At 63.6% G+C, this 26573-nt stretch carries 17 protein-coding genes; 13 read left to right on the plus strand and 4 right to left on the minus strand.

What is annotated here, in order from left to right; translation table 11 throughout:
* Nucleotides 1–18 precede the first annotated feature (18 nt).
* The 13 genes from ASE71_RS03235 (at nucleotide 19) to nudI (ending at nucleotide 21340) form a co-directional block, all read left to right on the plus strand.
* Nucleotides 19–3345 carry a DUF2126 domain-containing protein gene (locus tag ASE71_RS03235; RefSeq protein WP_060517590.1) on the plus strand — a complete coding sequence of 1109 codons (3327 nt, stop codon included), beginning with the start codon at nucleotides 19–21 and terminating at the stop codon, nucleotides 3343–3345.
* Nucleotides 3346–5754, plus strand: coding sequence for a circularly permuted type 2 ATP-grasp protein (locus tag ASE71_RS03240; RefSeq protein WP_060517588.1), 2409 nt, complete (start codon nucleotides 3346–3348; stop codon nucleotides 5752–5754).
* Nucleotides 5755–5756: 2 nt separating this feature from the next.
* Complete coding sequence (locus ASE71_RS03245; RefSeq protein WP_060517585.1) at nucleotides 5757–6635, plus strand: transglutaminase family protein; 879 nt, start codon at nucleotides 5757–5759, stop codon at nucleotides 6633–6635.
* A 178-nt stretch (nucleotides 6636–6813) separates the two neighbouring features.
* Nucleotides 6814–8136, plus strand: coding sequence for a vWA domain-containing protein (locus ASE71_RS03250; RefSeq protein WP_060517583.1), 1323 nt, complete (start codon nucleotides 6814–6816; stop codon nucleotides 8134–8136).
* A 207-nt stretch (nucleotides 8137–8343) separates the two neighbouring features.
* Nucleotides 8344–10806 carry a glycogen/starch/alpha-glucan phosphorylase gene (locus tag ASE71_RS03255; protein ID WP_034787265.1) on the plus strand — a complete coding sequence of 821 codons (2463 nt, stop codon included), beginning with the start codon at nucleotides 8344–8346 and terminating at the stop codon, nucleotides 10804–10806.
* Nucleotides 10803–13013 (plus strand): 1,4-alpha-glucan branching protein GlgB, encoded by a 2211-nt coding sequence (gene glgB / locus ASE71_RS03260; protein WP_060517581.1) that lies wholly within the window; start codon nucleotides 10803–10805, stop codon nucleotides 13011–13013. The genes ASE71_RS03255 and glgB overlap by 4 nt, the downstream gene beginning before the upstream one ends.
* 112 nt (nucleotides 13014–13125) lie before the next feature.
* Nucleotides 13126–14388, plus strand: coding sequence for a glucose-1-phosphate adenylyltransferase (glgC, locus tag ASE71_RS03265; protein ID WP_034786853.1), 1263 nt, complete (start codon nucleotides 13126–13128; stop codon nucleotides 14386–14388).
* Nucleotides 14389–14395: 7 nt separating this feature from the next.
* On the plus strand, nucleotides 14396–15838 hold the full coding sequence (glgA, locus tag ASE71_RS03270; RefSeq protein ID WP_060517579.1) for a glycogen synthase GlgA: 1443 nt from the start codon (nucleotides 14396–14398) through the stop codon (nucleotides 15836–15838).
* Between the two features lie 6 nt (nucleotides 15839–15844).
* Entirely contained in the window at nucleotides 15845–17473 is a 1629-nt protein-coding gene (locus ASE71_RS03275; protein ID WP_060517577.1) for an alpha-D-glucose phosphate-specific phosphoglucomutase, read from the plus strand.
* Between the two features lie 289 nt (nucleotides 17474–17762).
* Nucleotides 17763–19727 (plus strand): glycogen debranching protein GlgX, encoded by a 1965-nt coding sequence (gene glgX, locus ASE71_RS03280; protein WP_060517575.1) that lies wholly within the window; start codon nucleotides 17763–17765, stop codon nucleotides 19725–19727.
* Between the two features lie 74 nt (nucleotides 19728–19801).
* Entirely contained in the window at nucleotides 19802–20290 is a 489-nt protein-coding gene (locus ASE71_RS03285) for a MaoC family dehydratase (RefSeq protein ID WP_034786863.1), read from the plus strand.
* 23 nt (nucleotides 20291–20313) lie between these two features.
* On the plus strand, nucleotides 20314–20853 hold the full coding sequence (locus tag ASE71_RS03290) for a GNAT family N-acetyltransferase (RefSeq protein WP_060517573.1): 540 nt from the start codon (nucleotides 20314–20316) through the stop codon (nucleotides 20851–20853).
* 49 nt (nucleotides 20854–20902) lie between these two features.
* Entirely contained in the window at nucleotides 20903–21340 is a 438-nt protein-coding gene (gene nudI, locus ASE71_RS03295; protein WP_034786869.1) for a nucleoside triphosphatase NudI, read from the plus strand.
* Between the two features lie 67 nt (nucleotides 21341–21407).
* On the opposite strand, the gene soxG is transcribed toward nudI, so the two are convergent.
* From soxG to ASE71_RS03315, 4 genes are read right to left on the minus strand one after another with little or no spacing between them, the layout of a single operon-like run.
* Nucleotides 21408–21959, minus strand: a complete 552-nt coding sequence (soxG, locus tag ASE71_RS03300; RefSeq protein WP_034786872.1) for a sarcosine oxidase subunit gamma family protein — start codon at nucleotides 21957–21959, stop codon at nucleotides 21408–21410.
* Nucleotides 21952–24945 (minus strand): sarcosine oxidase subunit alpha, encoded by a 2994-nt coding sequence (locus tag ASE71_RS03305; protein WP_060517570.1) that lies wholly within the window; start codon nucleotides 24943–24945, stop codon nucleotides 21952–21954. Before ASE71_RS03305 ends, soxG begins: the two co-directional genes overlap by 8 nt.
* On the minus strand, nucleotides 24942–25277 hold the full coding sequence (locus tag ASE71_RS03310; RefSeq protein WP_034786877.1) for a sarcosine oxidase subunit delta: 336 nt from the start codon (nucleotides 25275–25277) through the stop codon (nucleotides 24942–24944). Before ASE71_RS03310 ends, ASE71_RS03305 begins: the two co-directional genes overlap by 4 nt.
* Nucleotides 25278–25287: 10 nt before the next feature.
* The gene (locus ASE71_RS03315; RefSeq protein ID WP_034786880.1) at nucleotides 25288–26541 is read right to left on the minus strand and encodes a sarcosine oxidase subunit beta family protein; all 1254 of its coding nucleotides are present in this window, start codon (nucleotides 26539–26541) and stop codon (nucleotides 25288–25290) included.
* Nucleotides 26542–26573: the final 32 nt, after the last annotated feature.

Genomic DNA, 26573 nt, shown 5'->3' on the forward strand with positions numbered 1-26573 from the left:
AAGGGGATCAAATCCGGCATGTCGATCAAGGCCAGTATCTATCACCTGACCCACTATATCTATGACCGTCCCGTAAGCCTCTCGCCGCAGATCATCCGGCTGAAGCCCGCTGCCCATTCCAAGACCAAGGTTATCAGCCACTCGCTGAAGGTTTCGCCCGGCAACCATTTCGTCAACCTGCAGCAGGACCCCTACGGCAACTACCTCGCCCGTTTCGTCTTCCCCGAGCCGGTGAGCGAGCTGAAGATCGAAGTCGATCTCGTCGCCGACATGACCGTCTACAACCCCTTTGACTTTTTCGTCGAGGAAGAGGCCGAACATTGGCCCTTCCCCTACCCCGAAGATCTCAGCGACGATCTCCGGATCTATATGACGCCGGAGCCGCTCGGCCCGGCGCTCTCCGCCTTCATGGCAACGGTCGACCGTTCCCGCCAGCGCACCATAGACATGGTCGTCGGGCTCAACGCACGCCTGCAGAAGGAAATCGGCTATGTGATCCGGATGGAGCCGGGCGTGCAGGACCCGGAGCAGACGCTGACATCGGCAAGAGGATCCTGCCGCGATTCCAGCTGGCTGCTCGTACAGATCCTGCGCAATCTCGGCTTCGCCGCCCGCTTCGTCTCCGGCTATCTCATTCAGCTGACGCCGGATCTGAAAGCCCTCGACGGCCCCTCCGGCACCGACCACGACTTCACCGACCTGCATGCCTGGGCCGAAGTCTACCTGCCCGGCGCCGGCTGGGTCGGGCTCGACCCGACCTCGGGCCTGCTGACCGGCGAGAGCCACATTCCGCTTGCCGCAACGCCCCATTACCGCAACGCCGCGCCGATCTCCGGAGAATTTTTCGGCGATCCCGAGACCCGCACCGACTTCGCTTTCGACATGAAGGTGAGGCGCGTCGCCGAGCACCCGCGGATCACCAAACCCTTCTCCGACGAAAGCTGGGATGCGCTGAATGCACTCGGCGGGAAGGTTGACCGGGAGCTTGAGGAAAACGACATCCGCCTGACGATGGGCGGCGAGCCCACCTTCGTTTCGATCGACGACTTCGAGTCCGAGGAATGGAACACGGAGGCCGTCGGACCAACCAAGCGCGAGAAGGCCGACACACTGATCCGCCGGCTGCGCGAACGCTTCGCCCCCGGTGGCTTCCTGCATTATGGCCAGGGCAAATGGTATCCGGGCGAAACCCTGCCGCGCTGGACCTTCTCCCTCTACTGGCGCAAGGACGGCGTGCCGATCTGGCGCCGGCCGGACCTGATCGCCGAGGAGACCAGCCGCCACGACGTGACGGTAGCGGATGCCGAACGCCTGCTGCATCTGGTCGCAGGCGAATTGAGCCTGCCGACCGAAATGGTCGTGCCGGCCTTCGAAGACCCGGCCGACTGGCTGCTGAAGGAGGCAAACCTCCCCGACAACGTCGATCCTGCCAACTCCAAGCTGAAGGATCCCGAGGAGCGCAGCCGCATGGCCCGCGTGTTCGAGCGCGGCCTGACGGCGCCGACCGGCTATGTTCTGCCGGTGCAAGCCTGGAACGCGCGCGCCACCGGCGTGAAATGGATGAGCGAGAAATGGCAGACGCGCCGTGGCCGCATCTTCCTCGTTCCCGGCGACAGCGCCGTCGGCTATCGCCTTCCGCTCGGCGCCCTGCCCTATGTCGCGCCCTCCGCTTACCCCTATATCCATCCGGTCGATCCGACGGTCCCGCGCGACGATTTGCCGGACTTCAGCGAAAGCAGCGCCCGCACGCAGCATGCACGCTTCGAGGCCTCGGAAGTTCCGGAAACGCCGCTCCCGGCGCCGCGCGACGAGATCGCCGGACTGGTGCGCACCGCCATCAGCGTCGAGCCGCGCGACGGCCGGCTCTGCGTCTTCATGCCGCCGACGACAAGCGTCGAGGAGTATCTCGATCTGATCGCGTCTGCGGAGCGCGCTGCCGCTGCGATCGGCCTGCCCGTGCACATCGAAGGCTATGCACCGCCGCAGGACGAGCGCATCAACGTCATCCGCGTTGCGCCGGACCCGGGCGTCATCGAGGTCAACATTCATCCGGCCGCCCATTGGCAGGACTGCATCGATATCACCACGGCGATCTACGAGGAGGCGCGCCAGAGCCGGCTCGGTGCCGACAAGTTCATGATCGACGGCCGTCACACCGGCACCGGCGGCGGCAATCACGTGGTCGTCGGCGGCGCCAATCCGAATGACAGCCCGTTCCTGCGCCGCCCGGATCTGCTAAAAAGCATGGTGCTGCACTGGCAGCGGCATCCCTCGCTCTCCTACCTGTTCTCCGGCCTCTTCATCGGCCCGACCTCGCAGGCGCCGCGTATCGACGAAGCCCGGCACGACCAGCTCTATGAACTCGAAATCGCCCTGGCGCAGGTGCCGATGCCGGGCTCTGCAACGCCGCCGCCCCTGCCCTGGCTCGTCGACCGGCTGTTCCGCAACCTGCTCGTCGATGTCACCGGCAACACCCATCGGGCGGAGATCTGCATCGACAAGCTGTTTTCGCCTGACGGGCCCACCGGCCGCCTCGGCCTCGTCGAGTTCCGCGGTTTCGAGATGCCGCCGAACGCCCGCATGTCGCTCGCCCAGCAATTGCTGGTGCGCGCCCTCATCGCCCGCTTCTGGAAACACCCGGTCGACGGTCGCTTCGTGCGCTGGGGCACAGCTTTGCACGATCGTTTCATGCTGCCGCATCACGTCTGGCAGGACTTTCTCGACGTGCTCGCCGATCTCCGGGCGCATGGCTTCGATCTGAAGCCGGAATGGTTCGAGGCTCAGCTCGAGTTCCGCTTCCCCTTCTGCGGCGAGGTCGAATACGAGGGGGCAAAGCTCGAAATCCGTCAGGCGCTCGAACCCTGGCACGTGATGGGCGAACAGGGCGCGATCGGCGGCACCGTGCGCTATGTCGACAGCTCGATCGAACGGCTGCAGGTCAAGCTCGATACCGCCAATCCCGAGCGATATACGGTCGCCTGCAACGGTCGGCCCTTGCCGCTCACACGCACTGGTTCGAATGGCACGGCGGTGGCCGGCGTCCGCTACAAGGCGTGGCAGCCGGCCTCAGGGCTACATCCGGTGCTACCGGTCAACACTCCCCTTACATTCGATATCTATGATACATGGTCGAATCGGGCGATCGGCGGTTGCATCTACCATGTCGCCCACCCGGGTGGGCGCCACTACGACACGTTTCCGGTCAACGGCAACGAGGCGGAGGCGCGACGCCTGGCGCGGTTCGAGCCTTGGGGCCATACGCCGGGAGGCTATCCGCTGCGCCCCGAAAGCCCGTCGACGGAATTCCCGATGACGCTTGATCTCAGGCGTCCACCAGGAGCGTAAATGCCGAAGAAGCAGACAGCGGCCGCAAACCATCCGGGCACCGACGACGATCCGGTCTTCGGCTACCGTGCCCTACCGGGCATTGCCGACGAAATGCTCGACCAGGAGGGCAATGTCCGCCCGGTCTGGCAGCGGTTGCTCGCGACGCTTGGGCGGCTCGACGAGACCGAACTTGCCAACCGCTTCGCGCGCGCCGACCGCTATCTGCGCGACGCCGGCGTGTTCTATCGCGTCTATGGCGCCAAGGAGAGTTCCGAGCGAAGCTGGCCGCTGTCGCACATTCCGGTTCTGATCGACGAAAAGGAATGGGCGCATGTCTCGCAAGGCCTCGTGCAGCGCGCCGAACTTCTGGAAAAGGTGGTCGCCGACATCTATGGCGAGAACCGGCTGGTGCGCGAAGGGCTGCTGCCGCCGGCGCTGGTCGCCTCCAATCCGGAGTTCTTGCGCCCGCTCGTCGGCGTGAAACCGGCCGACGGCCACTTCCTGCATTTCGTCTCCTTCGAGATTGGCCGTGGACCCGACGGTAACTGGTGGGTCCTGTCCGATCGCACCGAGGCACCTTCGGGCGCCGGCTTCGCCCTGGAGAACCGGGTCGCGACCACGCGTGCCTTCTCCAATCTTTATGCCGAAAGCCACGTCCACCGGCTGGCCGGCTTCTTTGGCGAGTTCCGCGACACGCTCCAGAGCCGCCGGCTGCACCCGGACGACCGCATCGCCGTTCTTTCGCCGGGGATCGCCAACGAGACCTATTTCGAACATGCCTATATCGCCCGCTATCTGGGCTTCATGCTGCTTGAAGGCGAGGATCTGACCGTGATCGGCGGCCGGGTGATGGTGCGCACCGTCGCCGGCCTCAAGCCCATTGGCGTGCTCTGGCGTCGTCTCGACGCGGCCTTTGCCGATCCGCTCGAGCTCAATCAGTCCTCGCATATCGGCACACCGGGCATTGTCGAGGCGCTCAGGGCCGGCTCGGTCTCAATCGTGAACGCGCTCGGCACCGGCATCGTCGAAACCCGCGCCTTCCTCGCCTTCATGCCGGCGATCTGCCGCCATCTGCTGGGCGAGGAACAGAAGCTGCCCTCGATCGCCACCTGGTGGTGCGGCCAGGGCGCCGAACGCGAACAGGTCGCCGCCAATCTCGACCGCATGGTCATCGGCCCCGCCTACCAGACCCGCCCTTTCTTCGACGACAATGGCCAGTCGGTACTCGGCCGTACGCTTGATGAGAAGGCTCGAGCCTCGATCGCAGATTGGCTTAGCGCCGAGGGCGGCAAGCTCGTGGGCCAGGAGGTGGTCACGCTTTCGACCACGCCGGCCTGGGTGCGTGGCCGGTTGACCCCGCGGCCGATGAGCCTGCGGGTGTTTGCGGCACGCACCCGCGACGGCTGGCAGATCATGCCAGGGGGCTTTGCCCGCATCGGCTCCGGCGACGATGTCGCCGCGATCGCGATGCAGGCGGGCGGCACCGCCGCCGATGTCTGGATCGTCAGCGATCGACCGGTCGAGCGCACGACGCTGCTTCCGGCCGAGGAAAGTTTCACCCGCAACATGCCGGGAAGCCTGCCGAGCCGGGCGGCCGACAATCTCTTCTGGCTCGGCCGCTATATCGAGCGTGCGGAAGGGGCGCTGCGCATCCTGCGCGCCTGGCACGGCCGCTTCGCCGAAACCGCCGATCCGGACCTGCCGCTCCTTAAGGATGTCGGCGACTATCTCGCAGCCCTCGACATCGATGCGCGCCAGCCGGTGCCCGACAGCCTGCTCGCCAATATCGCAAGCGCCCTCTTCAGCGCCGGCAACATCCGCGACCGGTTCTCGCCGGACGGCTGGCTGGCACTGAACGACCTGTCGCAGACGGCGCGCAAGTTCCACGCGACGGTGCAGGCCGGCGACGACGCGACCCGCGCGATCACCGTGCTCCTGCGCAAGCTCGCCGGCTTTGCCGGTCTCGTGCATGAAAACATGTACCGCTTCACCGGCTGGCGCTTTCTTTCGATCGGCCGCTATATCGAGCGCGGCCTGCACATGACCCGGCTGCTCGGCCACATGTCGGGGCCGGATGCGCCCGATGGCGCCTATGACATGCTGCTCGAAATCGGCGACAGCGTCATGACCCATCGCCGGCGCTACAATGTCAGCACCGCCGCCTTGACAGTCACCGACCTCCTGGCGCTCGATCCGCTCAATCCGCGCTCGGTGCTTTACCAGTTGAATGAGATCAAGACCGAGGTCGAGCTGTTGCCGAACGCCTTCGTCAACGGCCAGATGTCCTCCTTCTACCGCGAGGCGATGCGGCTGCATTCCGGCCTGGCGGTGATGACACCGGAAGCCATGAACCTCGGCGTCTACAATCGGTTGGAGCGGGATCTCGAAAGCCTGTCCGATCTGCTCGCGCGCACCTATCTCGGCTAGCCATGCTTTACGACATCAGCCTGAAGATCATCTATGACTACGAAGTGCCGGTGTCCGGCGGCCGCCACCTCGTGCGCGTGCTGCCGGCGACGCTGCCCGGTCGCCAGCGTCTCGTCGTCGGCTCGCTCAGCTGCCATCCCATGCCGGCCGAACGTACCGAGAGCATCGACTTCTTCGCCAACCCGTTTACGTCGATCCTCTTTCGCACCTCGCATGCCGACCTGACGATCCGCATGCAGGCGCGCGTGCAGGTGGAAGCACAGGCCCTGACCGCGGACTTCTCCCCTGACCTCAGCGGCCTGCCGGCAGAGCTTGCGGCCTGCTGGTCCGTCGATGCCGACGCGCCGCATCACTTCGCCGGCCCGAGCCCACTCTTGCCCGAGGTCGCCGACATTGCCGCCTACGCGCGTGACACCATTACCGACACGATGACCGTGCGCCAGATCGCCGTCGCATTGTGCGACCGCATCCATCGCGACTTCGCCTATGACGGCGAGGCGACAACCGTGAACACGACGCCGGCAGAAGCGTTCAAGCTCAAGCGCGGCGTCTGCCAGGATTTCGCCCATGTCATGATCGTGGCGCTCAGAAGCCTCGGCATCCCTGCCGGCTATGTTAGCGGTTTCCTAAGGACGATCCCTCCGCCCGGCAAGGAGCGCCTGGAGGGGGCCGATGCCATGCACGCTTGGGTGCGCGTCTGGTGCGGCACAACCGGTGGGTGGCTCGAACTCGATCCGACCAACAATATTCCGGCTGGAACCGACCATATCGTCGTCGGCCATGGCCGCGACTACGGCGATGTCGCGCCCGTCATCGGGGTCCTGAAAAGCTACGGCAGCCAAACGACGAAACAGGCGGTCGACGTCATTCCGGTACCGTGACCCGATTTGGCACAGGCCGATTCCCGCTTCGGAACAGACGGGGTGCCGCAGAACCCCTTACAACAACCGGTTTTCCGGCAATCCATTAAAATTGCAAGGATTGCCGGAACGATATCGTAAGCCATCGCCGCTATTGATGCCCCCAAGCTTGCAACGTGTTCCTTTGGGGTGTGCAAAGATGGGAAGACGATACACGGTAGGCCGGTCCTTCGTAGCCATGCTCAAGGACCGGGGTGGCAATTTTGGCATCATGGCAGCACTCGCGGCGCCGTTGGTGTTGGCAGCCGGCGGCGTCGCCGTCGATCTGGCCACCATGATGACGACGAAAAACCAGATGCAGGATGCAGCCGACGCGGCAGCACTTGCGGCTGCGTCCGCACTGGTTGCAAACAAGGATACGCTGGCGACCGAGAAGGCCAAGGAAATCGCCTTGAACTTCCTGAAGGCGCAGTCGGGCGCAAGCTCGACCGATCTGCCCGGTGGAGCTGGCGGCAGCGACCCGGGCACCAGCGGCGCTTCCGCGGGCGGCGTGACCGACCCGACGGAGACCCAGGTTCAGCCGACGGTCGACATCGTCATGACGACTGTCGGCAAGAGCGACAAGGCCTTTAAGGTCACGATCGTCAACAAGCATACAATTCAGCTCAACCCCATGACGCGGTTGCTCGGACAGAAGTCCGTCAATCTGGAAACGGTAGCCGTTGCCGAGAGCGCGACGGAAACCAAGAACGCCATGTCGATGTACCTCGTGCTCGACCGCTCGGGCTCGATGGCCTTCGTGACGAATGTGAAGGACGAGAAGCGCACCAAGTGCAAGAACTGGACGGCGGAGAACTGGGGCAAGAGCATCTCTGAGACCAGCCCTTGCATGATCGACAAGATCACGACCTTGAAATCCGCGGTTGAGACGCTGCTGAAGCCACTCACCGAGATGGACCCCGACAACAAGTATGTCCGTGTCGGCGCTGTTTCCTATAGCAGCTCCATCTTCCCGGAAGAGAAACTGGCCTGGGGCACGACGAAGGCCAGTACCTACGTCAAGAACCTGGAGGCGAACGGCGGCACGGATTCGAGCGGCGCCTTCGCCAAGGCCGTCACGGATCTGAAGCTCAAGGGCGAAAACGACGCGCACACGGCATCCAACGGCCTGACGCCGAAAAAATACATCGTCTTCATGACCGATGGGGCGAACACACATTTCGAAGGAAAGGCGTTGACCATCCCGGCGGCGCCAAAGCCGGAACCGGAACTCGACAAATACAAAGCCCAGGATTCCAAATCCGACACGGCAACGCTCAAGGCGTGCCAGGATGCCAAGGACGCCGGCATTCGCGTCTTCACCATCGCCTTCATGGCACCGATCCAGGGAAAATCGGTGCTCAGCCGATGCGCCAGCAGCACAGCCGACTACAAGTCGCCGGAAGATGCCGCAGCTCTGGTCAAGGTTTTCGGTGAAATCGGCGCCACCACCTCGGGCAAGATGGCACGCCTGACAAGGTAAGACAGACCACATCGCTGACGATGCCGCCCGGCCCCGCCGGGCGGCATTTTGCGTTTCGGCGGGACACGTTCTCCACCGTCTGAGACAAGTCTAATCCATTTAAAAACATCTGTTGCAAGCGCTTCGGATCGATGCATAAATTGGCTTTATCCCCGGTCGGGTCCGGCCTGCGATCTCCCAACGCAAAAGGGTAAAGACAGTTTCATGATGAACAGGCTCTCCACCAACGACGTGCCGCAGCCCGCCCCAAGGTCGTCTGAACCTAGCCAGCTCGCCGTCGAAATCCTCGAACGTCTGAAGTACCGCATCGGCAAGGACCCGAAGGTCGCCAAGCCCCATGACTGGCTGACGGCGGCGATCCTGGTTGCGCGTGACCGCATCACCGACAAGTGGATGGACTCCACCCGCAAGACCTACGCGACCGGCGCCAAGCGCGTTTATTATCTCTCGCTCGAATTCCTGATCGGCCGGCTGATGCGCGATGCCATGACCAATATCGGCCTGATGGACGAGATGCGCGATGCGCTCGCCTCCCTCGGCGTCGATATCGATGTCGTCGCCCAGCTCGAGCCGGATGCGGCCCTCGGCAATGGCGGTCTCGGACGGCTGGCTGCCTGTTTCATGGAATCGATGGCGACCGTCGACGTACCCGCCTATGGCTACGGCATCCGCTACATGCATGGCCTCTTCCGCCAGCAGATGGCCGATGGCTGGCAGGTGGAACTACCCGAAACCTGGCTTGCCCACGGCAACCCCTGGGAATTCGAACGCCGCGAAAGCTCCTACGAAATCGGCTTCGGCGGCGTGGTCGAAACCGCCAATGTCGACGAGGAAATCCAGCGTTTCGTGTGGAAACCGGCCGAGCGCGTCATCGCCACCGCCTTCGACACGCCCGCCGTCGGCTGGCGGGCAAAACGCGTCAACACGCTGCGCTTGTGGACCGCGCAGCCGATTGACCCGATCCTGCTGGCCGCCTTCAACGCCGGCGACCACATCGGCGCCCTTCGCGAAAGCAACAAGGCGGAAAGCCTGACGCGTGTTCTCTATCCGGCCGACGCGACGCCAGCGGGCCAGGAGCTGCGCCTGCGCCAGGAATACTTCTTCTCCTCGGCCTCGCTGCAGGACATCCTGCGCCGTCACCTGCAGCAATACCCGGATTTCAACTCGCTGCCGGACGCCGTCGCCATCCAGCTCAATGACACCCATCCAGCCATTTCCATTGCCGAACTGGTGCGGCTCTTGACCGACCTGCACGGCCTCGATTTCGAGCAGGCCTGGGACATCACCCGCCGCACGATCTCCTACACCAACCACACGCTTCTGCCCGAAGCGCTCGAAAGCTGGCCGGTACCGCTGATCGAGCGCCTGCTGCCGCGCCACATGCAGATCGTCTATGCGATCAACGCCAAGATCCTGATCGAGGCCCGCCGCCAGAAGGGCGCCACGGACGACGAAATCCGCAACATCTCGCTGATCGACGAAAGCGGCGAACGACGCGTGCGCATGGGCAATCTCGCCTTTGTCGGCTCGCACTCGATCAACGGCGTTTCGGCACTGCACACCGAGCTGATGAAGGAAACGGTGTTTGCCGACCTGCACAAGCTCTACCCGGACCGCATCAACAACAAGACCAACGGCATTACGCCGCGCCGCTGGCTGATGCAGTGCAATCCCGGTCTCTTCGGACTGATCCGCGACGCGATCGGCGACGAGTTCATGGACAATACCGAGGCGCTGCAGGCGCTCGACGTCTTCGCCGACAAGGCGGACTTCCAGGAACATTTCGCCGCGGTCAAACGCGCCAACAAGGTGCGCCTCGCGCAGCTCGTGCAGAGCCGCCTCGGCATCCGGCTCGATCCGTCGGCGATGTTCGACATCCAGATCAAGCGCATCCACGAGTACAAGCGCCAGCTCCTCAACATCATCGAGGCCGTGGCGCTCTACGACCAGATCCGCTCCCATCCGGAGCTCGACTGGGTGCCGCGCGTCAAGCTCTTTGCCGGCAAGGCGGCGCCGAGCTATCACAATGCCAAGCTGATCATCAAACTGGCCAACGACGTCGCCCGTGTCGTCAACAACGATCCGGCGGTGCGCGGCCTCCTGAAGATCGTCTTCGTGCCGAACTACAACGTCTCGCTCGCCGAGATCATGGTTCCGGCTGCCGACCTTTCCGAGCAGATCTCGACGGCCGGCATGGAAGCATCGGGCACCGGCAACATGAAGTTCGCGCTGAACGGCGCCTTGACGATCGGTACGCTCGACGGCGCCAATGTCGAGATGCGCGACTGGATCGGCGAGGAAAACATCAAGATTTTCGGCATGACCGCCGAAGAGGTGACCAGGGCACGCGCCGAAGGTCACAATCCGCGCGCCATCATCGAAGGCTCGCGCGAGCTGTCGCAGGCGCTGCAGGCGATTGCGTCCGGCGTGTTCTCGCCCGATGACCGTAATCGCTTCGCAAGCCTCGTCGAAGGGCTCTACAATCACGACTGGTTCATGGTCGCTGCCGATTTTGAAGCCTACGCCAAGGCGCAGCGCGAGCTCGACCAGCTCTGGACGACGCCGTCCGACTGGCACGCGCAGGCAATCCGCAACACCGCACGGATGGGCTGGTTCTCGTCCGATCGCACCATCCGGCAATATGCCGGGGAAATCTGGAGAGCTGGATGACGCCCTCGGCCGGCAAGGACCCGGAACCCGCAGCTTCAGGTCTGCTGTCAGCCCCGGATATCGCGGCCATCCTCAAGGGCACGCATGACGACCCCTTTGCGGTTCTTGGCGTGCACCCCGTCGGCAAGACCGTCCTTGCCCGCTGCTTCATCCCCGATGCCGAGACGGTGACGGTCGAAACGCTCTCGGGCAAGGACCTGGGGGCGATCGAACAGCGCGACGATGCCGGCTTCTTCGAAGGCCCGGTGGCGCTGAAGAAGCCACAGCCCGTCCGCTACCGCGCCCGCAATCAGGGCGGCGAATGGGTGGTCGTCGATCCCTACAGCTTCGGTCCGGTTCTCGGGCCGATGGACGATTATTACATTCGCGAAGGCTCGCATCTCAGGCTCTTCGACAAGATGGGGGCGCACCCGATCGAGCATGACGGTGCCAGCGGCTACCATTTCGCCGTCTGGGCACCCAATGCGAAGCGTGTTTCGGTCGTCGGCCAGTTCAACGACTGGGACGGCCGTCGCCACGTCATGCGGCTGCGCACCGACACCGGCATCTGGGAAATCTTCATTCCCGGCGTCGATGCGGGCCTTGTCTACAAGTACGAGATCCTCGACCGCAACGGCACGCGTCTGCCGCTCAAGGCCGATCCCTTTGCCCGGCGCTCCGAACTACGCCCGAACACGGCCTCGATGACCACGCCGGAAATCGCGCAGACCTGGGACGACGAGGCACACCGCAAGCATTGGGCCTCGGCCGACGCAAGACGGCAACCGATCTCGATCTACGAAGTGCACGCCGGTTCCTGGCAGCGCCGCGACAATGGCGAGATGCTCTCCTGGGACGAGCTTGCCGACCGGCTGATCCCCTACTGCGTCGACATGGGCTTTACCCATATCGAGTTTCTGCCGATCTCGGAGTTTCCTTTCGACCCCTCCTGGGGCTACCAGACAACCGGTCTTTATGCGCCGACCGCCCGTTTCGGCGAGCCCGAAGGTTTTGCCCGCTTCGTCAACGGCTGCCACAAGGTCGGCATCGGCGTCATCCTCGACTGGGTGCCGGCGCATTTCCCGACCGACGAGCACGGCCTGCGCTGGTTCGACGGCACCGCACTCTACGAACACGAGGATCCGCGCCAAGGCTTCCACCCCGACTGGAACACGGCGATCTACAATTTCGGCCGCCAGGAAGTGCTGTCGTTCCTCGTCAACAATGCGCTCTACTGGGCGGAAAAATTCCATGTCGACGGCCTGCGCGTCGATGCGGTCGCCTCGATGCTCTACCTCGACTACTCGCGCAAGCACGGCGAGTGGGTGCCGAACGAATATGGCGGCAACGAGAACCTCGAGGCCGTCCGTTTCCTGCAGACGCTGAACACGGAAATATACGGCTCTCACAAGGGTATCCTGACGATCGCCGAGGAATCGACCTCCTGGCCGAAGGTCTCCCATCCGGTCCATGCGGGGGGTCTCGGGTTCGGCTTCAAGTGGAACATGGGCTTCATGCACGACACGCTGCAATATCTGTCGCGCGAGCCGGTGCACCGCAAGTTCCACCACAACGACCTGACATTCGGCCTGCTTTATGCCTTCAACGAGAACTTCGTGCTGCCGCTGTCCCATGACGAGGTCGTGCACGGCAAGGGCTCGCTGATCGCCAAGATGGCCGGCGACGACTGGCAGAAGTTCGCCAATCTCCGGGCCTACTATGCCTTCATGTGGGGCTATCCCGGCAAGAAGCTCTTGTTCATGGGTCAGGAGTTCGCGCAATGGCGCGAATGGTCCGAGGATCGGGCGCTCGACTGGAACCTGCTCGAATACCATCTGCACGAGGGCATGCGACGGCTGGTGCGTGACTTGAACGGCACCTACCGCGCCAAGCCGGCGCTGCATGCGCGCGATTGCGAAGGCGAAGGTTTCGAATGGCTGCTGGCCGACGACCGCGACAACTCGGTCTTTGCCTGGCTGCGCAAGGCGCCCGGCGAAAAACTCGTCGCCGTCATCACCAATTTCACCCCCGTCTACCGGGAAAGCTACGCCATCCCGCTGCCGGTCAAGGGTCGCTGGAAGGAGATCCTCAACAGCGACGCGGAAATCTATGGAGGAAGCGGCAAGGGCAATGGCGGCGCGGTTTTTGCCGAGAAGAACAGCACGGGAGCGATCATGGCCAACATCACCCTGCCGCCGCTCGCGACACTGATGCTGGAACAGGAGTAATTTATCCGACCCGCCAGCCGAAGGCGGCGGAAGACTGCAAATATCGAGGGCCGCAAGGCGTCGCAGAAGGCCGCCGTGACGACCCCTTAAGGTCAATGAATGGGGAGGACAAATGGTGGAAAAGCGTACGCAACCTCTGGCACGTGATGCCATGGCCTATGTTCTCGCCGGCGGTCGCGGCAGTCGCCTGAAGGAACTGACCGACCGACGGGCGAAGCCGGCGGTCTATTTCGGCGGCAAGGCCCGTATCATCGACTTCGCGCTATCGAACGCGCTCAACTCCGGTATCCGCCGCATCGGCGTCGCCACCCAGTACAAGGCGCATTCGCTGATCCGCCACCTGCAGCGTGGCTGGAACTTCTTCCGCCCGGAGCGAAACGAAAGCTTCGATATTCTCCCGGCCAGCCAGCGCGTTTCCGAAACGCAATGGTACGAAGGCACGGCCGACGCCGTTTACCAAAACATCGACATCATCGAGGACCATGGCGTCGAATACATGGTGATCCTTGCTGGCGACCATATTTACAAGATGGACTACGAATTGATGCTGCAGCAGCACGTCGATTCCGGCGCCGACGTCACCATCGGCTGCCTCGAGGTGCCGCGCATGGAAGCAACCGGCTTCGGCGTGATGCATGTCGACGAAAAGGACCGCATCATCGCCTTCGTCGAGAAGCCGGCCGATCCGCCGGGCATTCCCGGCAATCCGGAGATGGCGCTTGCCTCCATGGGCATCTATGTCTTCCACACGAAGTTCCTGATGGATCTTCTGCGTCGCGACGCCGCCGATCCGAAATCGAGCCGCGACTTCGGCAAGGACATCATCCCCTACATCGTCGATAACGGCAAAGCCGTCGCCCACCGTTTCGCAGAGTCCTGCGTGCGGTCGGACTTCGAGCGCGAGGCCTACTGGCGCGACGTCGGCACGATCGACGCCTATTGGCAGGCCAATATCGACCTGACCCACGTGACGCCGGAGCTCGACATCTACGACAGCACCTGGCCGATCTGGACCTTTGCCGAGATCAAGCCGCCGGCGAAATTCGTGCATGACGATGAAAACCGCCGCGGCTCGGCAACCTCGTCGCTGATCTCCGGCGACTGCATTATCTCAGGCGCCGCGCTCAACCGCAGCCTGTTGTTCACAGGTGTCCGCGTAAATTCATATTCCCGTCTGGAGAATGCCGTAGTTCTTCCCGATGTGAAGATCGGTCGCCACGCGACGCTGCGCAACGTGGTCATCGACAGCCGTGTCGTGATCCCCGAGGGCCTCGTCGTCGGTGACGATCCGGTGCTCGATGCCAAGCGTTTCCGGCGTTCGGAAAACGGCGTCTGCCTGATCACGCAAACGATGATCGACAAACTGGGAATGTAGGCACTTCATGAACGTCCTCTCCGTTGCGTCCGAAGTCTATCCGCTGATCAAGACCGGGGGGCTTGCCGATGTCGTCGGCGCGCTTCCGGCAGCGCTTTTGCCGCACGGCGTCAAGACCCGCACGCTGGTGCCCGGCTATCCGGCCGTGCTGCAGAAGCTGAAGAAGAAAAAGAAGGTCGGCAGTTTCGAAAACCTGTTCGGCAATCCGGCGACAGTTTTCGCCGCCGAAATCGACGGGCTCGATCTGCTGGTCCTCGACCAGCCTGAACTCTACGCCCGAGACGGCGGCCCCTATGTCGATGCCACCGGCCGCGACTACGTCGACAATTTCCGCCGCTTTGCAGCACTCTCGCTTGCGGCGGCAGAAATTGCCGGCGGCGATGTCGTCTCGGGCTGGAAACCCGATATCGTTCACGCCCATGACTGGCAGACGGCGCTGACGCCAGTCTACATGCATTTCGGCCCGGCGGCCGCAACGCCGACGGTGATGACGATCCACAACATCGCCTTCCAGGGCCAGTTCGGCGCCTTAGTCTTCCCCGAGCTTGCCCTTCCTGCCGAAGCCTTCTCGATGCAGTTCGTCGAATATTACGGCGACGTCGGCTTCCTGAAGGGCGGCCTGCAGACCGCCGACGCCATTACCACCGTCAGCCCCTCCTATGCGCAGGAAATCCTGACGCCCGAATTCGGCATGGGCCTCGAAGGCCTGTTGAAGAGCCGCGTCGCCGACCTCTCTGGCATCGTCAACGGCATCGACGCCGACATCTGGGATCCGCAGACCGACCCGCACATCGCCCAGCATTTCAGCGCAACGAGCCTGAAGCAGCGCGCGGTCAACCGGCGTGCGCTCGAGGAACGCTTCGGCCTTGAAAAAGGCAACGGCCCGATCTTCTGCGTTGTCAGCCGGCTCACCTGGCAGAAGGGCATGGATCTGGTCGCCGAGATCGCCGACGAGCTCGTCGCCATGGGCGGCAAGCTCGTGGTGCTCGGCTCCGGCGACGCAGCGCTCGAAGGCGCGCTGCTCGCCGCTGCCTCCCGCCATCGCGGCCATATCGGCATGGTCACCGGCTACAACGAGCCGCTGTCGCATCTGATGCAGGCGGGCTCCGACGCCATCCTCATTCCGTCGCGCTTCGAGCCCTGCGGGCTTACCCAGCTCTATGGCCTGCGCTACGGCTGCGTGCCGGTCGTCGCCCGCACCGGCGGGCTTGCCGATACCATCATCGACGCCAACGAGGCCGGGCTTGCGGCCAAGGTCGCGACCGGCTTCCAATTCACGCCTGTCAATGCCGATGGGTTGCGGCTTGCGATCCGGCGGGCGCTGCGTGCATACAGCGAGCCCAAAGTCTGGTCGAAAATTCAGACCCAGGGCATGAAATCGGACGTTTCCTGGGCCACAAGTGCCGAGCGTTACGTCTCTCTTTATTCCGGACTTCTCGGGAAAGGTTAAGTCAGCATGATAAGAACGGTTACCACAACCCCCTACGGCGACCAGAAGCCTGGCACGTCAGGGCTGCGCAAGAAGGTCCCGGTCTTCCAGCAGAAGAACTATGCCGAGAACTTCATCCAGTCGATCTTCGATTCGCTCGAAGGCTTTCAGGGCGAAACGCTCGTCATCGGCGGCGACGGTCGCTTCTACAACCGCGAAGTCATCCAGATCGCCATCAAGATGGCGGCGGCCAACGGCTTCGGCCGCGTGCTCGTCGGCCGCGGCGGCATCCTGTCGACGCCGGCTGCCTCCAACGTCATCCGCAAGTACAAAGCCTTTGGCGGCATCGTGTTGTCGGCCAGCCACAATCCTGGCGGCCCGACCGAAGACTTCGGCATCAAGTACAACATCGGCAATGGCGGCCCGGCACCGGAGAAGATCACTGACGCGATCTTCGCGCGCAGCAAGGTGATCGACAGCTACAAGATCTCCGATGTCGCCGACATCAACCTTGATGCCGAAGGCACGCAGGACATCGACGGCATGACGATCACCGTCATCGATCCCGTCGCCGATTATGCCGAGTTGATGGAAAACCTGTTCGACTTCGGCGCGATCCGCAAAATGATTGAAGGCGGCTTCCGCGTCGTCTTCGATGCGATGAGCGCCGTTACCGGTCCCTATGCCAAGGAGATCATCGAAAAGCGACTCGGCGCGCCTAAGGGCTCGGTGATGAACTTCATCCCGCTGCCCGATTTCGGCGGCCACCACCCGGACCCGAACCTGGTTCATGCCCGCGCGCTCTATGAGACGATGATGGCGCCCGACGCACCGGATTTCGGCGCCGCTTCCGACGGCGACGGCGACCGCAACCTCGTCATCGGCCGCGGCATCTTCATCACACCGTCCGACAGTCTGGCCATGCTCGCCGCCAACGCGCATCTGGCACCCGGCTATGCCAAGGGTCTTGCCGGCATCGCCCGTTCGATGCCGACCAGTGGTGCTGCCGACCGTGTCGCCGAAAAGCTCGGCATCGGCATCTACGAGACGCCGACCGGCTGGAAGTTCTTCGGCAACCTGCTCGACGAGGGCATGGCGACGATCTGCGGCGAGGAAAGTGCGGGCACCGGCTCCAACCACGTGCGCGAGAAGGACGGGCTCTGGGCAGTCCTGCTCTGGCTCAACATTCTGGCGGTGCGCAAGGAAAGCGCGCTCGACATCGTCAAGAACCATTGGGCGACCTACGGCCGCAACTACTATTCGCGCCACGACTACGAAGAGGTCGATTCTGATGCGGCCAATGGCCTGATCGCCAACCTGCGCGACCAGCTTGCCACGCTGCCCAGCAAGTCCTTCGGCGCGCTCAAGGTCGCGACCGCGGACGACTTCGCCTACAACGATCCGGTCGACCATTCCGTCAGCAAGAACCAGGGCATCCGCATCCTGTTCGAAGGCGGCTCCCGCGTCGTCTTCCGCCTGTCGGGCACCGGCACATCGGGAGCAACGTTGCGCGTCTATATCGAGCGCTTCGAGCCGGACGCCTCGCGTCACGATATCGAGACGCAGACGGCGCTCGCCGATCTCATCGCCGTTGCCGAAGAGATCGCCAGCATCAAGACCCGCACCGGCCGCACCGAGCCGAGCGTCATTACCTGAGATACCGCACTATCGGGGCCGCTTGATGCGGCCCTTTTTCGTTTGCCGCTTACCCCCCTCTGCCCTGCCGGGCATCTCCCCCACAAGGGGGAGATCGATCTGCGGCACGGCCTTGCCCTAAGATGGCGTTGACGTCGCAGGGATCCCCTCGCCCGTAAACCAACGCATCGGTTTATCGTTGGAATGGGAGGATGCCACAAGTCAACCTCCCCCTTGTGGGGCAGATGCCCGGCCGGGCAGAGGGGGGTGGGTCACACACACCGACGACACCACGAAGAGGGCCGCCTTCATGCCGACCAAAGGAAACCCACCCCTCGGTGCCACCATCACCTCCGAAGGCACCGTGTTTTCGGTCTGGTCGCACAATGCCGCCCGTATCGATCTCTGCCTTTTCGACAAATCAGGCGCCAAACAGCTGCGCCAGCTGCCGATGACGCGGAACGGCGACATTCACAGCTTGAAGGTTGCCGACGCGCCGAAAGGAACGCGCTACGGCTTCCGGGCCGATGGCGTCTATTCGCCCGATCACGGTCTCTGGTTCGATCCATCCAAGCTTCTCGTCGATCCCTATGCCATCGAACTCGACCGCCCGTTTGGCCATGATCCGCGCCTGACGATCTTTGGCGAAGACACCGCCGACCTCGTACCGAAAGCGATCGTCACCGAGGTGAAGGCTGCCAAGGTGAAGGCGCCGCTCTTTCGCGCCGGCGGCCTTGTCTACGAAATCGCCGTCAAGCCTTTCACCATCCTTCATCCCGACGTGCCCGAAGCCAAGCGCGGCACGGTGGCCGCCCTCGCCGAGCCCGCCATCATCGAACATCTGAAGCGCCTCGGCGTCTCGGCCATCGAGCTGATGCCGATCGTCGCCTGGATCGACGAACGCCATCTGCCACCGCTCGGTCTGAAGAACGGCTGGGGTTACAATCCGATCGCCCCTATGGCACTCGATCCGCGCCTGGTGCCGGGCGGCATCAAGGAGCTGCGAAAGACCGTCGAGGCGCTGCGCAAGGCCGGCATCGGCGTCATCCTCGATCTCGTTTTCAACCACTCCGGTGAAAGCGATCGCTTCGGCACAACGCTGTCGATGCGCGGCCTCGACAACCTGACTTATTATCGTCACGCCACCGACCGCCCGGGCGAGCTGATCAACGATACCGGCTGCGGCAACACGATCGCCTGCGACAATCCGGTGGTCGAGGCACTGATCCTCGACAGCCTGCGCCACTTCGTCAGCGCTGCCGGCGTCGACGGCTTCCGCTTCGATCTCGCCTCGATCCTCGGCCGCGACATGGGCGGCTTCCACCGCGATGCCCCACTCTTCCAGGCGATTGCGACCGATCCGCTGCTTGCCGACCGGGTGCTGATCGCCGAGCCCTGGGATATCGGTCCCGGTGGCTACCAGCTCGGCAATTTCCCCGCGCCCTTCCTCGAGTGGAACGACCGCGCCCGCGACGACCTCCGCATCTACTGGCGCGGCGATCGCCATTCGATCGGCGCGCTGGCGACAGCGCTTGCCGGCTCCTCAGGCAGTTTCGCCCGCTGGGGTGAGACCGGCACGCGCACGGTCAACTTCATCGCCGCCCATGACGGCTTCACGCTGGCCGATCTCGTCTCCTATGCCGGCAAGCACAACGAGGCGAATGGCGAGGAAAATCGCGACGGCCACAACGAGAACCACTCCTGGAACAATGGCGCCGAAGGGCCGACCGCGGATCCGGAAATCGAGGCGGCTCGCCGCCATGACGTGATGGCGCTCATCGGCACGCTCTTTGCCACCCGCGGCACGATCATGCTGACCGCCGGCGACGAAGCCGGGCGCAGCCAGCAGGGCAACAACAACGCCTACTGCCAGGACAACGCCATCACCTGGCTAGACTGGACGGCGATGGACGATGAGATCGTCGCCCATACTGCAGCCCTGTCAGCCATGCGCTCCCGCTTCGGCGTTTTCGACGAGACCACGTTCCTGACAGGAAACGGCGACGTCGAGTGGTGCCGTCTCGACGGTCACCCGATGACCGTGACCGACTGGGAGCATCCGGCAACGGACAATCTGACAATGGTGCTGACCACCCCCGACCGCACCCAGAAGCGGGCAACGCGGCTTGCCGTCGTCATCAATCGCAGCCATGCGCCGCATCCCCTCCGCCTGCCCGACAGCGCCAATAGAAAATGGCAGGATGCGCTCGCAGCGTCATCCCCCGCCGATCACGTGGCGCCGCGCTCCGTTGCCTTCTTCGTCGAGGTTTTCTAAAGCTTTTCCACCACTTGCAGGTTGCAACGGGCGAGCCTATAGATCGCTTGGGGGGCTTGTTTCGAGGCGTTTACATGCTGCACGACATTTCACTTTCTGAGATCAAGGTGCTGGTCGGCAAGGAGGTCGGCGTTTCCGACTGGATCACGGTCACGCAGGAAACAATCGACAAATTCGCCGAGGCAACCAGCGACTATCAGTATATTCACGTCGACCCGGTGCGGGCCGCTGCCGAAACGCCCTTCGGCGGCACGATCGCGCATGGCTTCCTGTCGCTCTCATTGCTCTCGGCGATGAACTACAATTGCCTGCCGAAAATCCGCGAACAAACCATGGGCATCAATTACGGCTTCGAGAAAGTGCGCTTCATCGCGCCGGTGAAGAGCGGCGCCAAGGTGCGCGGCCACTTCACCATGGCCGATGCCCGCTTCCGCGGCGCCAGCATGCTGATGATCACCTACGACGTCAGCGTCGAGATCGAAGGCGAGCGCAAGCCGGCGCTGACGGCAACCTGGCAGACGATCATCCAGTTCGATCCCAAGGATCGCCCCGCCGATGCCTGAGGCGGTTTGAGCAGGCAGATCCCATGACAGCAGCAGTCATCGTCGAGCCGGCCGACGGGCGTTTCGTCAGCGACTTTGCCGGCTGCGACTTTTTCTTCGAGGTCACGTCCGAGGCACTGCCGCCCTTCACCGGCCCCGGTCTCGGCGACGTCGCTCCGGTCGAGAGCTACATCAAGACCTATGGATCCGATCCGGACGAGCTTGTGGAGACCGCGGCCGGGCCGGATGCCGCCCTCTTCACAGCGCGTCTCGACGGCCAGCTCGCCGGTTACATTGCACTCTCGAAGGCGTGGAACGGCTATGCCGAGGTGGACGATATCGCCGTCGACAAGGACGCGCGCCGCGCTGGCGTCGCGCGAGCTCTCATGGACAGGGCAGTGTCATGGGCGCGGGAACGGGGCCTGCCGGGGATCAGGCTTGAGACCCAATCGAACAATGTCGCCGCCTGCCGCTTTTACGAGCGCTACGGCTTCGAGCTCGCCGGCCACGACCGACACCTCTATTCGGCATTGACGCCGGGAACGCACGAGATTGCGCTCTACTGGTACTTGCGCTTCGCGTAAAAAAGAAAGGCGGCTGTCGTGGTCGCAAAATCAGTAAATGGAGAAGTCATTGCGCCAGCGTATCATCGTCTGCCCGCTCATTCAGAACAGGGGCGCCTACCTGCTCTGCAAGATGCCGCCCGATCGCGGCGTGTTTCCCGGGCAATGGGCGCTTTCGGGTGGCGGCCTCGAGCCGGGCGAACGTCTCGATGAGGGCTTGCGCCGTGAAATCCGGGAAGAGCTCGGAGACCGTCTGGAGATCGGAACGATCAAGCCCTGGACCTTCCGGGACGACATCCGGACAAAGTCCTATGCCGACGGCTCAACCGAGCAGCTTCATATGATCTATCTGATCTTTGACTGTGAGGCCGAAAATCGCGAGGTCAGCCTCAACGACGAGTTCGTCGAACATGCCTGGGTCGAACCCGAGCACCTTCAGGATTACGACTTGAACGATGCGACGAAGCGCACGCTCCTCGAAAAAGGCATCTTGCTCGCTCGGCAATGAGAGCGAGCTGTTTCAAACAGTCTTCGAATGCCGGGAGGTGCTTGCTCGCACCTCCCGGCTTTTTCATTTAGTGGCCGGCGTCAGCAGCGCCCTCGGAAAGCAGTCCGAAGACGAAGGGCGAGAACGACCGCCAGCACTCGACCCGGAACTGATCCTCGGCAGTGCGGAAGAGGATGATCTCCGCCTTGCCGAGGATCGTGCGCGAGCAGCCACCAACAGGGAAGATCGCCAGCGACAGATCCTGCGGGCAGCCGCTGTTGATAGCCACGTCGGCGCCCGGACCGCTGACAATGACGGCGACGTTGCGATGCGAAATGTCGACCGCCGAATGCAGCGTGCCGCTTGAGGCCGCTGCCGCCATCAGGTCGGCTTGGCTCTCATCGATGACCAGCCACTCGTCCGGGCCGATCCACAGCGCATGGCGCTGGCCGGAAGAAGCCGAGGTCTTCGGCCGGGTCGGCAGCGTCACGCCAAGTGCGGCCGACAGGGCCGGCAGTGCGTCGGCGCCGGCGCGCAGCGAAATGCGCGTTGCTGCCGGTGCAGGCGTCAGGATCGCCTCGGCCGAGCCCCCGCGCGCGGTGAGTGCCGCCTTGCGGCTTGCAGTAACCTGGTCAGCCATGGAGGCGGCCCCCTTCCTTGTCAAAGAACACCATGTCGCTCACTTCGACGGCAATGGTGCGATCGGTCATCGGCACGTAGAGCGTCTGGCCGAGGCGCTCGCGGCCACCGGCCACCATGGCCAGCGCAATCGAGCGACCGCAGTTTGCCGACCAGTAGGACGACGTCACGTGACCGAGCATGGTCATCGGCTTCGGCTGGTTCGGGTCGGCGACGATCTGCGCGCCTTCCTCCAGCACCACCTTCGGATCCTTGGTGAGAAGACCGACGAGCTGCTTGCGGCCATCCTTGACGAGATCCGGGCGTTTCAGGCCGCGGATACCGACGAAGTCGGGCTTCTTCTTCGAGACGGCCCAGGAGAGGCCGGCATCGTCCGGCGTCAGCGTACCGTCGGTGTCCTGGCCGACGATGATGTAGCCCTTCTCGGCGCGCAGCACGTGCATGGTTTCCGTGCCATAGGCGCAGGCGCCCATCGGCTCGGCCCGCGCCCAGATCGCTTCCCATACCACCTGGCCGTAGTCCGCCGGCACGTTGACTTCGAAGCCGAGCTCGCCGGTGAACGACATGCGGAAGAGCCGTGTCGGCACGCCGCAGATCCTGCCCTCGGCGACGCTCATGTGCGGGAAGGCCTCGTTGGAGAGGTCGATGCCCTCGACGAGCGGCGCGATGATCTCGCGCGCCTTCGGTCCCTGCACGGCGATGACGGCCCACTGTTCCGTCGTCGAGGTCAGCCACACCTTCAGGTGCGGGAACTCGGTCTGCAGATAGTCTTCCATGTGGTTCATGACGCGCGGCGCACCGCCGGTCGTCGTCGTCACGTGGAAGCGATCCTCGGCCAGTCGACCGACCACGCCGTCGTCATAGACGAAGCCGTCGTCGCGCAGCATGATGCCGTAGCGGCAGCGGCCGGGCTTCAGGTTGTCCCAGGCGTTGGTGTACATGAGATTGAGGAACTGCGCCGCATCCGGGCCAACAACCTCGATCTTGCCGAGCGTCGAGGCGTCGAAGACACCAGCCACGTCACGCACCGTCCTGCACTCGCGCGCGACCGCCTCATGCATGTCTTCGCCGGAGCGCGGGTAGAACCAGGCACGCTTCCAGTTGCCGACATCCTCGAACTCGGCGCCATGCGCCTCCTCCCAGGCATGGATCGGCGTCTTGCGCGCGGGGTCGAACAGGGCACCACGCGAGTGGTTGACGATCGCTCCGAAGGTCACCGGCGTGTAGGGCTGGCGGAAGGTCGTCAGACCCACCTGCGGAATGTCCTTGCCAAGCGCTTCGGCGGCGATCGCCAGACCATGCATGTTGGAAAGCTTGCCCTGGTCGGACGCCATGCCGTTGGTGGTGAAGCGCTTGATGTGCTCGATCGAGTGCATGCCTTCGCGCACCGCCAGACGAATGTCCTTGGCGCAGACGTCGTGCTGGAAGTCGATGAAGGCCTTGACCGTGGTATCGGGACCAGCGCCTTCGGCAGCGCCGATCATGCCGCCGGTCCAGCCGTAGCGGTTTTCGCCCGAAAGCGTCACCTGCGCACCGCCCTCTGTACCGGCCGCACGCGCGGTCAGTTCGCCGGCCGCAAGCGCCTCGTCGATGGTTGCCTGCAGGTCGTCGGTGCCGTTGCAGGCGCCGATCGACAGGCAATCCTGCAGGTACGTGCCTGGCAGGAAGCGCTGCGTCGCCGCATCGAATTTCACCTTGCCGCGGGACTGCGAGAACAGGTGCACCGACGGTGTCCAGCCGGCCGAGACCAAAAGCGCGTCGACGGCGAACTTGCGGGCAGAGCCGCCGCCATTGCGGGCGACGTTGATCGAATTGACGCGGAGCTTGCCGCCAGCCTTGATCACCGAATGCCCGGTCAGCACCTCGATGCCGAGCTTGCGCGCTTCGGCCAGCACCGCCTCGCCCGGATTTTCGCGGCAGTCGACGATAACAGGAACCGAAACACCGGCCCGCTTCAGATCGAAAGCCGCTTCATAGGCCGAGTCATGCGCCGTGTAGACGCCAACCTTGGAGCCGACTGCGACGCCGAAGTGATTGAGATAGGTGCGGCCGGCCGAAGCGAGCATGATGCCCGGGCGGTCGTTGTTGGCGAACACCATGTGCCGCTCGATCTGGCCGTTGGCGAGGATCACCTTCTTGGCGCGCACCTGCCACAGCCGTTCACGCGGCAGCGACTTGTCGAGGGCCGCCAGATGATCGGTCACGCGCTCGACGAGGCCGACGAAATTGTGGTTGTAGTAGCCGAAGCCGGTGGTGCGGGTGAGCACCGTGACGTTGTCCATGGAGGCAAGCGTCTTGGCGGTCTCCTGCGCCCAGTCCCAGCCATCCTTGCCGTCGATGGTCGTGCCGCTCTCGTAGCGAAGCGCACCACCGACTTCCGGCTGCTCGTCGCAGATGATCACCTTGGCGCCGGCCTTGGCAGCGGCAAGTGCTGCGGATAGACCGGCAACACCCGCACCGATGACAAGCACATCGCAATGCGCGTAGCGGCTGGCATAGTGATCCGGATCGGCTTCCGTCGGCGTAACGCCGAGGCCGGCAGCACGGCGGATGAAGGGTTCGTAGATCGCGTGCCAGGCGGCTTTCGGCCACATGAAGGTCTTGTAGTAGAAACCGGCGGCGAAGAACGGTGACATCAGATCATTGAGACCGCCTACGTCGAAGGCGAGCGACGGCCAGCGGTTCTGCGATTCCACCTTCATGCCGTCGAAGACTTCCTGCACCGTGGCGCGCACGTTCGGCTGGCGGCGGGCGGCATCCCGCGCGACGTCGAGCAACGCATTCGGCTCCTCGGCACCGGCCGAAAGAATGCCGCGCGGACGGTGGTACTTGAACGAGCGGCCGACGAGATGGATGCCGTTGGCAAGCAGTGCCGAGGCGACCGTGTCGCCTTCGAGCGCCGTCAGTGTGCGGCCATCGAAGGTGAAGCGCGCGGTGCGGGCGGGTGTCAGGCGGCCGACGCCTGGAATGCGATTGGCGCCCATCATTTCGCGGCTCCCTTATCCTGGCCGTTCTTGTCCTGCTCGCTTTGAAGAATGGTGGCGATGTCAGGCTTCGGTTCGCCAGCCTTGTAGGTGGTGTAGAAACGGTCGCTGACCGTGTCGCGGGCGGCGTTGAAGAATCGGCCGCAGCCATGGATGTGGCGCCAGCGTTCGAAGATCAGACCCTTGGGGTTCTGACGCAGGAAGAAATATTCCTCAAACTGTTCGTCGGTGATGTCGGCGATGTTTTCCGGACGGGCGATATGGGCGTCGCCGGCACCGCGGAACTCGAGCTCGGAACGCTCTTCCTCGCAATAGGGGCAGTAGATCAGAAGCATCTCGAAATCCTCAGTGCGCAACGGCGGCGGCAGCCGCTTCGTCGATGAGCCGGCCGGTGCGGAAGCGCTCCAGCGTCAACCCTGCGGCGAGACGATGCGGCTCGCCCTTAGCGATCAGATGGGCGAAGAGATGGGCCGAGCCCGGCGTCGCCTTGAAGCCGCCCGTACCCCAGCCGGCGTTCAGGTAGAGGCCCGGAACCGGCGTGACACCCTGGATCGGCGAGCGGTCCTGGGTGACGTCCACGATGCCGCCCCACTGCCGCATCATCTTGACGCGGCGGAACATCGGGAAGAGCTCGCAGATCGCATCGAGCGTATGGGTAATGATCTGCAGGCCGCCGGTCTGCGAATAGGAATTGTACTGGTCGGTGCCGGCGCCGATGACGAACTCGCCCTTGTCGGACTGCGAGATATAGGCATGCACCGAGTTCGACATGACGACGCAGGGGAAGATCGGCTTCAGCGGTTCGGAGACCAGCGCCTGCAGCGGCTGGCTCTGCAGCGGCACGCGCACATCGGCCATCTGCATCAGCACCGAGGTGTGGCCGGCGGCGGAAATGCCGACCTTCTTAGCGCCGATATAGCCGCGATTGGTGTCGACCCCGACGACCCGGCCGGTCTCGTCGCGGCGGATCCCGGTCACTTCGCAGTTCTGGATGATGTGCACGCCGCGGTCGGAGGCCGCACGCGCATAGCCCCAGGCAACCGCATCGTGGCGGGCCGTGCCGCCACGGCGCTGCAGGGCCGCCCCGTTGATCGGGTAGCGCGCAGTCTTGGCGATATCGAGCGGCGGGCAATAGGCCTTGGCCTGCTCCGGCGTCAGCCACTCGTTGTCGATGCCGTAGAGACGGTTTGCATTGATGTGGCGCTTGAACGACTGCTGGTCATGGATGTTGTGCGACAGCATCATCACGCCGCGGGGCGAATACATGACGTTGTAGTTCAGATCCTGCGAGAGGTTTTCCCAGAGCTTCAGCGAATGCTCGTAGATGTCCATGCTCTCTTCATAGAGATAGTTGGACCGGATGATCGTCGTGTTGCGGCCGGTATTGCCGCCGCCGATCCATCCCTTTTCGAGCACCGCGACATTTGTGATGCCGTGCTCCTTGGCAAGATAATAGGCTGCTCCCAAGCCATGGCCGCCGCCGCCGATGATGATGGCGTCATACTCCTTGCGTGGCTCCGGCGATGCCCAGTGCGGGCCCCATCCCTTGTGGCCGCGCAGCGCCTCGCGCGCCACGGCGAAAACTGAATATTTGCGCATCGGCCCGTTACTCCCGGTGATCATTCTCGTTG

It is taken from the genome of Ensifer sp. Root954 (genome assembly GCF_001429005.1).
Taxonomy (GTDB): Bacteria; Pseudomonadota; Alphaproteobacteria; order Rhizobiales; family Rhizobiaceae; genus Ensifer; species Ensifer adhaerens.